At 44.9% G+C, this 12238-nt stretch carries 17 protein-coding genes; 2 read left to right on the forward strand and 15 right to left on the reverse strand.

What is annotated here, in order from left to right; translation table 11 throughout:
- Positions 1-123: 123 nt before the first annotated feature.
- The 14 genes from yidD to J5566_RS06610 form a co-directional block, all read right to left on the reverse strand.
- Positions 124-369: a membrane protein insertion efficiency factor YidD gene (gene yidD / locus J5566_RS06545; RefSeq protein WP_208562610.1), complete on the reverse strand. Its 246-nt coding sequence runs from the start codon at positions 367-369 to the stop codon at positions 124-126.
- Positions 366-1109, reverse strand: a complete 744-nt coding sequence (locus J5566_RS06550; protein WP_208562611.1) for a pseudouridine synthase — start codon at positions 1107-1109, stop codon at positions 366-368. The genes yidD and J5566_RS06550 overlap by 4 nt, the downstream gene beginning before the upstream one ends.
- Positions 1099-1668, reverse strand: coding sequence for an SMC-Scp complex subunit ScpB (gene scpB, locus J5566_RS06555; RefSeq protein WP_208562612.1), 570 nt, complete (start codon positions 1666-1668; stop codon positions 1099-1101). Before scpB ends, J5566_RS06550 begins: the two co-directional genes overlap by 11 nt.
- On the reverse strand, positions 1652-2371 hold the full coding sequence (locus tag J5566_RS06560) for a segregation/condensation protein A (RefSeq protein ID WP_208562613.1): 720 nt from the start codon (positions 2369-2371) through the stop codon (positions 1652-1654). Before J5566_RS06560 ends, scpB begins: the two co-directional genes overlap by 17 nt.
- A complete protein-coding gene (gene xerD / locus J5566_RS06565; RefSeq protein WP_208562614.1) occupies positions 2371-3102 on the reverse strand; it encodes a site-specific tyrosine recombinase XerD in 732 nt (243 codons plus the stop codon). The genes J5566_RS06560 and xerD overlap by 1 nt, the downstream gene beginning before the upstream one ends.
- Positions 3099-3551, reverse strand: coding sequence for a cyclic-di-AMP-binding protein CbpB (gene cbpB, locus J5566_RS06570; RefSeq protein WP_208562615.1), 453 nt, complete (start codon positions 3549-3551; stop codon positions 3099-3101). The genes xerD and cbpB overlap by 4 nt, the downstream gene beginning before the upstream one ends.
- Positions 3548-4075, reverse strand: a complete 528-nt coding sequence (locus J5566_RS06575) for a metallophosphoesterase (RefSeq protein ID WP_208562616.1) — start codon at positions 4073-4075, stop codon at positions 3548-3550. The genes cbpB and J5566_RS06575 overlap by 4 nt, the downstream gene beginning before the upstream one ends.
- Positions 4048-5034, reverse strand: coding sequence for a nucleoside-triphosphate diphosphatase (locus J5566_RS06580; RefSeq protein WP_208562617.1), 987 nt, complete (start codon positions 5032-5034; stop codon positions 4048-4050). Before J5566_RS06580 ends, J5566_RS06575 begins: the two co-directional genes overlap by 28 nt.
- On the reverse strand, positions 5031-5825 hold the full coding sequence (gene racE, locus J5566_RS06585) for a glutamate racemase (protein WP_208562618.1): 795 nt from the start codon (positions 5823-5825) through the stop codon (positions 5031-5033). Before racE ends, J5566_RS06580 begins: the two co-directional genes overlap by 4 nt.
- 78 nt (positions 5826-5903) lie before the next feature.
- Positions 5904-6146 (reverse strand): YneF family protein, encoded by a 243-nt coding sequence (locus J5566_RS06590; RefSeq protein WP_158456717.1) that lies wholly within the window; start codon positions 6144-6146, stop codon positions 5904-5906.
- A gap of 99 nt (positions 6147-6245) precedes the next feature.
- The gene (locus J5566_RS06595) at positions 6246-7493 is read right to left on the reverse strand and encodes a diaminopimelate decarboxylase (protein ID WP_208562619.1); all 1248 of its coding nucleotides are present in this window, start codon (positions 7491-7493) and stop codon (positions 6246-6248) included.
- A gap of 80 nt (positions 7494-7573) precedes the next feature.
- Positions 7574-8275 (reverse strand): Bax inhibitor-1/YccA family protein, encoded by a 702-nt coding sequence (locus J5566_RS06600; protein WP_208562620.1) that lies wholly within the window; start codon positions 8273-8275, stop codon positions 7574-7576.
- A 20-nt stretch (positions 8276-8295) separates the two neighbouring features.
- A complete protein-coding gene (locus J5566_RS06605) occupies positions 8296-8778 on the reverse strand; it encodes an HD domain-containing protein (protein WP_208562621.1) in 483 nt (160 codons plus the stop codon).
- A gap of 46 nt (positions 8779-8824) precedes the next feature.
- The gene (locus tag J5566_RS06610; RefSeq protein ID WP_208562622.1) at positions 8825-9565 is read right to left on the reverse strand and encodes a TrmH family RNA methyltransferase; all 741 of its coding nucleotides are present in this window, start codon (positions 9563-9565) and stop codon (positions 8825-8827) included.
- Between the two features lie 70 nt (positions 9566-9635).
- Here J5566_RS06610 and J5566_RS06615 point away from each other — a divergent pair, with 70 nt between their 5' ends.
- Positions 9636-9917, forward strand: coding sequence for an acylphosphatase (locus tag J5566_RS06615; protein ID WP_208562623.1), 282 nt, complete (start codon positions 9636-9638; stop codon positions 9915-9917).
- A gap of 71 nt (positions 9918-9988) precedes the next feature.
- Positions 9989-10891 carry a membrane protein insertase YidC gene (gene yidC, locus J5566_RS06620; RefSeq protein WP_208562624.1) on the forward strand — a complete coding sequence of 301 codons (903 nt, stop codon included), beginning with the start codon at positions 9989-9991 and terminating at the stop codon, positions 10889-10891.
- Between the two features lie 817 nt (positions 10892-11708).
- Here the strand turns inward: yidC and greA are convergent.
- A complete protein-coding gene (gene greA / locus J5566_RS06625) occupies positions 11709-12191 on the reverse strand; it encodes a transcription elongation factor GreA (protein ID WP_208562625.1) in 483 nt (160 codons plus the stop codon).
- Between the last annotated feature and the right edge of the window lie 47 nt (positions 12192-12238).

The following is a 12238-nucleotide window of genomic DNA, read 5'->3' on the forward strand; positions in this document are numbered from 1 at the left end:
AATCAATGAAATCATGTAACCATTATATCACAAGACCATGACAAATCAAGTCAAAGGACTCATTTTTCGAAATTTTTTGAATCTGATACCATCTCTTCGCCAACAAATCAAAAAACAGCCGTCCTAGGACTGCTGTTTCGAATTTCGCTTGAGACTAAAGGTGTCTGGCACAGGATCTTCCCCACCATCCACAAAGGGGTGACAGCGTCCGATACGAGCCAAGCCCATAAGAAGACCCTTGAAACCATGCTTGTTAATAGCCTCAATCATGTAATTAGAGCAAGTCGGGTGGTAGCGACAGCTTGGTGGAAAGAGGGGCGAAATGAACTTCTGATAGAAACGGACCAGCCCAATCAACAGCCTTTTCATCGTCTCTTCTTAGCCGTTTGGGCCTTGGTTACTGCCAAGGTGTGTAGCTTGCTGATGTCTTTTTTGTTGAGCCTACGGGCTTCACCAGGATGCAAACCAGTCAGGTCCAGATTTCCAAAACGGGTCCGCGATAGCTTATCAACCTGCAAGCCAACCGCTTCAAACATCTTCTTGACCTGATGATTGCGACCCTCGTGAATGGTCAATTCCACCACTGAACGATTTTTCACAGGATCCACCTTGAGAATCTCATAGACCGCTGGCTTGGTTTTCTTGCCGTCAATGACCACACCCCGTGTCAGCGGCCGTAGGACATCCTTGTTTGCAATCCCCTTGACTCGAGCCACATAGACCTTGTCAATCTCATTACGCGGGTGAATCATCTCATCCGTAAAGTCGCCGTCGTTGGTCAAAATCAAGACACCTGATGTATCCCAGTCTAGCCGACCCACTGGATAAATCCGTTCCTTGACCTGAGGCAAAAGGTCAATAACAGTCTTTCTTCCCTTATCATCCGACACACTGGAAATCACGCCCCATGGCTTGTGGAGTAGGTAGTAAACCTTTTCCTCGTTATAAATCGGCTGACCTTCCACTTCCACCTTGTCACCTGACTTAATGGTCGTGCCTAATTCACGCACCACCTGTCCATTGACGGTCACCAGGCCCTGCTTGATCAATTCCTCTGCCTTACGACGACTGGCTACACCAGCGTGGGCAATGTACTTGTTAATTCTCATCTTCAATCTCATTTCTTTCTGTGAAGAGTTCAACCTCTTCTTCTACCAAGTCCAAGTCGGACACATCTGGCAATTCTTCCAGACTGTTAATACCCATGTAGTCCAAGAAATATTCGGTCGTCACATAGAGATTTGGACGGCCAACCACCTCTTTTTTCCCATTCTCTCGGATTAAGTCAAAGGCTTGGAGTTTACTAATAGCACCGCTAGAATTCACTCCCCGGATGTCATCGACTTCCACACGAGTAATGGGCTGTTTGTAGGCTACAATGGACAGGGTTTCCAAGAGGGCTCGTGACATGGTCTGGTTAATCGGCGTCTTGGCGTAAATCCGCAAAAGTTCCGCATAGTCTTTTTTTGTCACCAGTTTGTAACTATTAGACGACTCCAAGAGAGCCAGACCAGACTGGCTATCATTCTGATACTTGTCATCTAATTTTTCCAACTGTTGCAGGACAGCAGACGGCGTCATATCCAGCATTTCTGCTAGATTTCGCACCGTCAATCCCTCTTCGCCTGCCACGAAGAGTAGGACTTCAATCTCAGCTAATCGACTCATGATCCCTCCTCACTAGGTAAATACTGCCAAAGGTTTCCGCCTGCTCCAATTCGACCTCGTGGACCTTGACCAGCTCCAAGGTCGCCAGAAAAATGGTGATCACCTCGTTCATATCCTTGCTTTCCTTGAAAATCTGCCCTAATTCCAAACGATTGCTTTGGGAAAACTGCGACCGTACATAGTCCATCATGTCTTCAATCTTGTACTCATCGCGGGCAATAGTAGTATGAGACTGGCGTAAACTGGCTTGCTTTTCAGCCATGACCTTAGAAAAGGCAAGGAAAATATCAATGGTTGTCTTATCCTGCACTAAGGTCACATCTTCATAGACCAATTCCAACTTGGGTTTGGAGAAGAATTGAGCCCGCTCCTCATGCTGTTCACCCAGTTTTTCACTGAGCAGCTTGAACTTGCGGTATTCTTCCAACTGATCCAAGAGAACCAGCTCTGGATCCTCTTCCTCCACTTCCTGTTCCACCAACTTGGGCAAGAGCCTGCGGCTTTTAATCAGCATGAGCTGGCTAGCCATGACCATATATTCGCCTGCCACTTCCAAACGCATAGCCTGCAAGGTAGCAATATAAGCCAGATACTGCTCAATGACCTCTGTAATCGGCACCTCATAAATATCCATTTGATACTTGGATACCAGATGCAGCAACAAGTCCAGCGGCCCCTGAAAATCCTTTAACTTTATATCCATTACTTGTATTTTTCCAAACTAATTGATGTTTTCAAACCCAAGTCCTTAGCAATCTGCTCCAAGGATTGACCTGCAGCCAAACGGCTCAAGATAAACTGCTCTCTGAGAAACTGGGCTGTCCATTCTCTGTGACCAAGTTGACCAACATATTCTGACAGGCGATTGAAAAACCACTGGCGTGAGTAAGGCTGGCCTTGCTTGTCAAAAAGATAGACCTGCTGGTTACGATCTGCCAGATAGGGCAAAAGCGACTTAGGTAGAGACAGAATCCGCTTTTGTCCCCCTCGCTCCAAGGTCAGCACCTGAAAATTCAAATCGATACTCTCACCTTTTAGCCGAATCAACTCACTCGGTGTCAATCCCAACTGACTCATTAAGAGAGCCATCAGTTGACCGTCTAGCAGTTCCGTCTCCTGCCACAAAGCATCCAAGTGGACTGGAGCCTGTCGTTTTTTGGTCAGAATTGGACTTGACACCGCATCTAGCTTATAAAAGCACTCCACCTGCCCTCTTGTATAGAGAAAATAAATAAATTGGTTGACAGCAGATACCTTGCGACGCTGAGCAGTTGGTTTTAGACCTTGTAAAAAGGTTTGGTATTGGACCAACCCGGACTGGTCCAAGCGAGGACAGACCTCCAAAAATTGCTGAAGATCCCCCTTATATGCTTGTTGAGACGGAACAGATAATCGTTTCTCTTGTAAAAAAGCGACAATTAAGTCAGAAGTCATACCTTGTGTTCTCCAAATCCGTTGTGGTGCAAGAGAGCATTGACAGCTTTCAAAATCGATTTTCGTGTGATAATCCCTAAAAATTCACCCTGGTCTCCCACAACTGGAAGGAAGGGCTCGTCGATTAATTTTCGCATCACTTCTTCCAGATGATAATCTGGACCAATTGTTGCCACATCCTGCTTAGCAATAAGGGCTACATCCTGGTTCAATTGATCATCCGTCAATTCATGTTGCGCCTGATACTGAACAATTTCCCTGAGTCCAATGGTCCCAAAAAAGAGATTGTCTTCCGTCACAACAGGAACACGAGAGTAGGTCATGTGACTGAGCAAGAGCTTGGCATGGTCCATGTTATGACTATCAATAATGACCGCCAGCTTGTCTGCTGGCGTTAGAAAAGTTTCTTCTTGCGCCAATAAAAATTCTTCAAATGGTGCTGCAATCATCGACTAAATTCCTTTGTTAAAAGTGGATAGGCTTGGTGCTGTCTGGTGAAAAATTCGACACGATAGGAGTCTTCTGTAATGGTCACCAAGGCATAGAGGCACTCTCTGACCATCCCACGCGGTTGGCTAACAGACCCTGGATTAAGGAAAAGGGTCTTGCCACGCACCTCAGCATCTGGCACATGGAGATGACCATAGAGACAAATATCTGCCTCCACTTCCTGAGCCCAGTAATCCAATCGTTGCCATCCGTAATTAATCCCATACAGGTGGCCATGAGTCTGCGCAATGCGAACGCCATCTAAATCGGTCACAAGATTATCTGGAAAGCCACCCCTGTAATCACAGTTGCCATTGACTACCTGTACACCATCCCACAGTTCATCCTGGCTGTCGAGTTCGGAATCCCCATTATGAAAGATAGCATCTACTTTACCGAGATAATGATGCTTAATCTCTTCCACAATTTGTCGATCCCCATGTGAATCACTCATGACTAAGATTGTTTTGCTTGCTCCTGCCATACTGGAAATGCCTCCACTAATTTTTCTAATGCTTGTGCCCGGTGGGAAATCTGATTCTTTTCTTCCAAGGTCAGCTCCGCTGAGGTCTTGCCTGTCTCTCCGACTAAGAAAAGCGGGTCATAGCCAAAACCGTTCTCACCACGGCTTTCCATGCCGATATAGCCTTCCCAGTCCGCTTCCACTACCAAACTTTCCAGATTTGGAGCCGCCATGACAAGTGTACAATGGAATTGGGCGGAGCGGTTTTTCTGGTCAAAGACCATAGCCAACTCGTGCAAGAGTTTGGCGTTGTTGCTTTCATCTGTGGCATCCGGCCCTGAGAAGCGGGCGGACCAGACTCCTGGCATACCACCCAGCACATCCACCTTGAGCCCCGAATCATCTGCCAAGACCATTTTCCCAGTAAGCTCTGCTATGGTCTCGGCCTTGAGCCGAGCATTTTCCTCAAAGGTCATCCCTGTTTCTGCCACATCTGGCAGGTTTGGGTAGCTATTCAGATTCTCCACCTGATAGCCAAAGCGCTCGAAGAACTTGCGGAACTCCTTGGTCTTGCCCTCGTTCTTGGTCGCAATCAAGATGGTGTCGCCCACTGCGGCCAGCTGGTTCTTTTGTCCGAAGAAATCTGCCGTGTTAACCCCTGCTTGAGGCAGGTGAACCAAGAACAGTCTGTCCCCCTCGGTCACTAAGATAGCCCCTTGGTGTTGGATAATGCTGAGAGCTCGCCCTTCCTGCTGGTTAATGGTATCCACCAAAAAGCGTAGGAAATGGAAGTGAGAAGTCAGCTTGACCACGTGCACTTGCAAGCCGTCAATCCCTAGCCCCTTGACCAACTTATGAAACTGGTCCTGTGCTTCCTCATAGGCCTGGTCATCACCAAAGCAGGTCAGGTAGTTAAATCCCTCCCACTTGCCGATAAACCAGTTGTGTTCGTCCTTGTATTCGTATATCTTGTCTGTCATAGTTCTACATGCTCCACTTCAATGGCCATACCCAACCAGTTTTCTGCGATTTCACGAAAGGCTGTTGGGCTGGCTGTTGTGTAATATCGGTGCTGGGTGCTGGTTTCTGTCCGACTGCGGTTGATTTCAAAATAATTGAGCAAGACAGAGATGTCCCGAGCACATTCGGCTCCAGAATCAATCAACTTGACCTGCTGCCCCATAGCATTTTGAATAATAGGCCGCAAGAGGGGGTAATGGGTACAGCCCAAAACCAAAGTATCTACCTTCCCCACCAAGGGACGCAGGGTTTCATAGACCACCTTTTTTGCCAAGCTGGACTGGTAGTTATTGGATTCTACCAAGGGAGCAAATTTGGGACAGGCTAGACTTTCCACCTGCGTCTCTGGAGACAAGGCTTGGATTTTCGTTCTGTAAATGTCTGACTGAATGGTCATAGCCGTTCCTAAGACTCCAACCTTCCCACTTTGCGTTGCCTTTATAGCTGCCGAAGCACCTGGTAAAATAACTCCCAAAACGGGAATGTCCAGCTTTTCCTTGACCTCTTCCCAGGCAACAGCTGTTGCGGTATTGCAGGCAAAGACGATCATCTTAACATTTTTAGTTAGAAGAAAGTCCACCAGCTGCCAGGTGTACTCTTTAATTTGCTCTGCCGGTCTTGGCCCATAAGGCGCTCGAGCAGAGTCTCCAATATAGACGATTTCCTCATGTGGTAGCTGACGCATAAGCTCTCTTGCTACCGTCAATCCACCGACACCGGAATCTAAAAATCCAATAGGTCGATTATCCATATATCTCTTCCTTAGTTGCCAATTCCCAACTGGCTCTACTGAAAAGGGACTGGGATGAATCCCTAGTCCCATTTATTCTTATTTTTTCTTGCTTGCAACTTTTTGTTGGCTCTTGATTTGGCGTAGTACTTGTTGTACCTTTGCTTCGCTTGGTTTTTGACCCATTTGACTCATCATCAAACGAAGGGCATTTTCATCCAAAATCGGCTTATCAGCGATGAATTTTTCCACTTGTTTACGTGACAAGTAAATACCGAGGGCCACACCACCAGCAAGTGCTAAGACAACCAATAAAATAACAATTCCAATATGTACTGACATAATGTGTCAATCTCCTGACTTTTCTTTATACATTTAAGCTTAGCGAGAACCGATCTCAACTGACACTATTATACCAAATTTAGACCGTTTTTCCAAGACTTACCTGTCAAATTCAAATCCATACAGGGTCGCAAAGTAGTCTTCTGGAGTTTCAGCCCGACGAATCATGCGCGCTCCGCCATTTTCCTCCAAAAGAATCTCCGCGGAACGCAGGCGCCCGTTGTAGTTGTAGCCCATGGAGAAGCCGTGAGCTCCGCTGTCATGGATAACAAGAGTGTCGCCCACTTCTGCTCGTGGCAATTCACGGTTGACCGCAAACTTGTCGTTGTTCTCGCAGAGGGAGCCTGCCACATCCACCACTTCGATGGGGGCATCTGGGCGAGTAATGTTGGTAATGTGGTGGTAGGCTCCGTAGAAGGCTGGTCGCATGAGGTTGGCAGCCGAAGCATCAACACCGATATAGGTCCGATAGGTTTCCTTGCGGTGGAGAACCTTGGTGATGAGGTGGCCGTGGGGAGCCAACATGAAGCGGCCCAATTCTGTAAAAATCTTGACCTCACCCATACCAGCTGGAGTCAGAATTTCTTCATAAGCCTTACGTACCCCTTCGCCAATGATGGCGATGTCATTTGGCTCCTGGTCTGGACGATAGTTGACCCCGATACCGCCAGATAGGTTGACAAAATCAAGCGTCACCCCTGTTTCCTGACGGATTTCCAAGGCCAGCTCGAACAACTGACGCGCCAACTCTGGATAGTAGTCATTGGTCACGGTGTTGGAAGCCAGAAAGGCATGAAGCCCAAACTCCTTGACTCCCAAATCTTTCAACTCTTTATACCCCTGCATGAGCTGGTCCTTGGTCATGCCAAACTTAGACTCTTCTGGGTGGTCCATGATGTCTGTTCCCAGAGAGAAGGTCCCTCCAGGATTGTAGCGGAGGCAGACAGTCTCAGGAATACCCGCCACATCCTTCAAAAAGGCAATGTGTTCGTAGGCATCCAAGTTAATAGTTGCTCCAACTTCACGCGCATAGACAAATTCCTGAGCTTGTGTATCGTTAGAGGTGAACATGATGTCGGTGAAACCAAGTTTGGCACTCATCAGCACTTCTACATCGGTCGCACAGTCAACACCACACCCCTCTTCCCGAAGAATGTTCAAAATTGCAGGCGTTGGTGTTGCCTTAACGGCAAAATATTCCTTGAACCCCTTGTTCCAAGAAAACGCAGCATTGAGGGCACGGGCCTTTTCCCGAATGCCTTTTTCATCGTACAAATGAAAAGGCGTCGGAAACTGATTGGTAATGGTTTCAAGGGCTTCTTTACTAATAAATGGTGTTTTTGTCATGGTCTCATCCTATCTAATAAATTTCTAACTATTATAGCACAGAGACAAGAGAAAACCCACTCATAAGGAGTGGGAATTGATCAATCACGGCTCAAGCTGCTGAAAATACGAAGCAGGTTGAGGAAAAGGTTGACAAAGTCAAGATAAAGTTGCAAGGCCATTGAGACAACCCAGCCCTGACCAACATTGCCACCAGTTTGCTCAAAAACATGGCGGATGCGTTGGTTGTCATAGGCAATCAAGCCTGAGAAAACCAATACTGATACAATAGACATGACAAAGCTTAAACCTGACGAACGGAAGAAAATATTGATAATACCTGCAATAAAAATTCCCCACAAGGCTGCTCGCAAGGCTTGTCCCATGGCAGATAAATCTTTCTTAGTGGTGGCCCCAATCACCGCCATCACGACAAACATCAAGGCAGTTGAAAGAAAAGCAGTCACGACAGTTTCACCAGTATAACGAAGTAAAATCAAGCCGATGGTAAAACCGTTCAAGGCAGAATAGCCAACAAACATGGGCAAGGCCAGCGGACTATTTTTCGCAGCCATGCTAGATGCAGCAAATACCAAGGCAATCTGTGCCAACATGATTACAATGAGAAAGACGCTGCCACCTGTCAATAGGGTGCTAGTCAGCGGCCAAAATACCGTCAATGACAAGAAGGCAACTAGGGTTGAAATTCCGATTCCAACGGCAACAACACCGTAGATACGAGCGAAGAATCGGTTGAGAGCGGATTGTTCAACTTGATTGATAATAAATTGATTGTTATTCATATAAACTCCTTTGAGATAGTTTAGGTAAAGCGTAAAATCTTTCGGTTCTTCCAGCGATGTTGAAGAGGAAGGGTGGCTTCACGGACTGCCCAATATTTGTCCACACAGGTCACAACCCAAGCTTCCTTATAGCGAGGAGGCGCCAAGGTCGCCCCAAACATATGCTTGATGATGATATCTTCCTCAACCTTGCTCAACTTAGTCAACTTACGGGCATTTCGAACTGCAATCCGTGGATGGGTCCAAGCATGGCTGCGTGTAAACTTGGTATCTCGCCAGTCATAGAAAAAGAGATCGTGCAAGAGACCGCCTCTAGCTGTCGCCCGAGCATCCCAGCCAAATTTTTTGGCAATTTTATAACTGGTATAGGAGACATTAATCGAATGCTCCAAACGCGTTGAATGATAGTGATGGGTAATCTTCCCTAATTTCTGAACTTTAGGGCTATCAAGCAGTCGCCCTACATAATGCATGAATTCTTTATCGTTTTTATAAACCGTCATATCCAATCCTCGTTTCTAGATTATACCACAGTTTATCCTACTTGACTTAAATAAAGCTAAAGACTAAAATACCAGCCGCAACAGCAACATTTAGACTTTCCGCCTGTCCTGGCATAGAGATATGAACCAGCTGGTCTGCAGCAGTCACAACCTGCTCTGATATCCCCTGACCTTCATTTCCCATAACCAAGGCAAAGCTACCCTGTGGCTGCACTTGTTTATAGTCGACCGACTGACTCGATAGGGTCGTTGCCAGAATCTGAACCTGATTTTCCTGCAAATGCGTCAGGAGCTCCGCTATCGGCATACGGTAAACCGGAAGGTGAAAATGACTCCCCTGCATCGAACGTAAGACCTTCATACTATAAATGTCTGCTGACTTATCTGACAAGAATACCCCATCATAGGCTGCAGCATCTGCTGTTCGAATCATGGTGCCGACATTGCCTGGATCTTGGACATCTTCCAATACTAAATAACGTCCCCTTAATTGCTCTGGCAAATCCAGAGTCGGAAGACTGATCTGGGCAACAACACCTTGGGGAGATGGGCTGTCTGCTAAATCCTGCAAGATTTCTGGACTCACGACTTTCACTTTTGGCAAATCTGCCACCCTATCGGCCCATTCTTCCACAACAAAAACTTGTTCAATCTTAGCTCCTGCTTTTTGCGCTTCTTCTAAAAGATGCCAGCCTTCGATCAGATAGGAAGATGTTCGGTATTTTTTTTGATGTAATTTTTTAGCTTCTTTGATACTTGTATTGGCCTTGGAACGGATAATTTCCATAGTTTCCTCATTTCTTTCACTTTGCAATCATGATATAATAAAGTCAGGAACTTGTCAAAAGGAGAAACCTATGAGAAAGCTGAAATTAATTGTTTCTGGTCGAGTTCAAGGAGTTGGTTTTCGCTGGTCCGTTTATTATCTAGCCTTGGAAATTGGAGATATCTATGGACGAGTTTGGAACAATGAAGATGGTACTGTCACCATCCTTGTCCAGTCTGAAAATAGTGAGAAGCTCAGCTATTTTATCCATGAAATCCGAAAAGGCCCGTCCCGCATGTCCAAGGTCACTTACCTAGATGCAACCTTGGCTAATTTTTCTGACTATGACGATTTTCAGGTCAGCCATAGGTAAAACTTGTATATTTTTTGCAAAAAAAGTACAATAGACAGTATCATGACATTAAGAAAAGGAAAGTTTACAAGGTGAAACAATCAAAACGTCTCTACTTGTCAGGGCTTAGCCTGGCAACACTATTTATTCTATCTGGTTGCGTGAGCACAGACTCAAATGGTAACCCGACTGGTCTTGTTTGGAATCTGCTCGGTCAACCCATGTCCAACTTGATTACCTTCTTTGCTGAAAATCAAGGTTTGGGCTTTGGACTTGCGATTATCATCGTGACCATCTTGGTCCGTCTGGTTATTCTACCACTTGGTATCTACCAGTCCAAAAAAGCGGCATATCAATCTGAAAAGATGAACTACCTCAAGCCAATCTTGGCTCCTATCCAGGAGAGGATGCGAAATGCTAGCTCACAAGAAGAGCAACTGGCTGCCCAACAAGAACTCATGGCTACTCAAAAAGAGTACGGAGTTAGCATTCTTGGTGGTATGGGTTGCCTACCGCTCCTCATCCAGATGCCCTTCTTCTCTGCTATCTACTTTGCAGCTCGCCATACACCAGGTATCTCAGAAGCTAGCTTTTGGGGAATTGATCTTGGCTCATCTAGCATAGTCTTGACAGCTGTCGCTGCTATTCTCTACTACTTCCAGTCCCTTCTGATGATGGTTGGTATGGATGAGGAACAGAAAAAACAGATGCGTGCTATGATGTATATGAACCCACTGATGATTGGTTATTTCTCTATGGTTTCTCCTGCTGGTGTGACCCTTTACTGGGTAGTCGGAGGTATCTTCGGTCTCTTACAACAAGCCATCACGAACTTTATTATCAAACCAAAAATTCGCCAAGAAGTGGAAGAGGAAATGAAAAACAAACCTCTCAAACCAGTTCAAGGCAAGGTCAAAGATGTTACACCGTCTGCTGCCCAAACGATTGAAAACAAAAAACAAAACCGTAACGCTGGCAAGCAGCGGTCACGCTAATATCTAAAACAGTACTCCATACCCACCGAATTAGGTTTATCTAGGTGTTTATGGAGTCTTTTTTTATGGACAAAAATATATCCTATTCAACAAAATACAGTACCCTCAATCGTTTTTTCTAGAACAAATCAATATCTAAGAGATTAGCAAATGATAAATCTATCTATTTTCTCAGAATGAAAGTAGATATATAGCATTTACTTGTAATTAATAGCTAATACAGGATCCACCAAGTATGCCACTGTCAGGCGAAAGATTTGGCCTCGATTTACCCGAGTTGCAAGAGCCAAATTGTAAAATAGGTTTTCCATAAAACAAAAATTACAAAAGCATACTAGTTTCCTTCTCCAACTGAGCAAAAGTTGGTTCAAGTACGAATATTGCATGAATAATATTTTCACTCAATGTATCTATTTCAAATATCTCTTAATTAATTTCAATGCTTGAACATATGTAGTTATTCAGAATCTCTATCGAAACCAATCCTTGTGAACTGGTATTTATGTCAATATTAATGCAATGGAAACATTTTACGCTTGCCAGCCCACCTGGGCTCAAGCTAAATCATATAATTGGATAGATATTAATCCAGTTACAAAAAATTCTACCATTCTATTTTTTAATCTATTGATAAGATTTCTAAAGGATGTGGGCAAGTTTTGATCGCGAGATATTTCCCAATTTCATCTTCTCAACCAGAAAAAAGTAGAGATAAACCGTTAGTGCATTAAAGTTATTGGATAATATATCCTCTCTTATTGCAGATAAAGAGTCACTAAAGCGGAGCCAGGCTCATACCCAACTCCGCTTTAGTGACTTATACTGATTTTTCAACCTTCAAAATCTTTACCTGGTAGCTACCAACAGGGGTTTCAACAGTAGCCAGGTCACCTGTCTTTTTACCAATCAAGGCTTGTCCAATTGGACTTTCATTGGAAACCTTGTTTGCAAAAGCATCTGCACCCGCCGAACCAACAATGTGGTAAACTTCCTCATCTGTTTCGCCAACTTCCTGAACCGTTACAGACTTGCCAATAGCGACCTCGTCCGCAGCAACCGCATCTGAGTTAACGATTTCAGCATAACGAATCTTCGTTTCAATCATTGAGATTTGACCTTCGACAAAAGCCTGCTCATCTTTGGCTGCTTCGTATTCAGAGTTTTCTGAAAGGTCTCCATAAGAACGCGCGATTTTAATACGTTCAACGATTTCTGGACGACGAACCAATTTTAGTTCTTCTAATTCTTTTTCCAATTTTTCCTTCTCAAGAAGGGTCATAGGGTAGGTTTTTTCTGCCATGATAGTTCCTTTTTAATTTTGTTTTATTAAGTTCATAAAATACGAAA

The organism is Streptococcus suis, from assembly GCF_017601095.1.
Lineage (GTDB): Bacteria > Bacillota > Bacilli > Lactobacillales > Streptococcaceae > Streptococcus > Streptococcus suis_Z.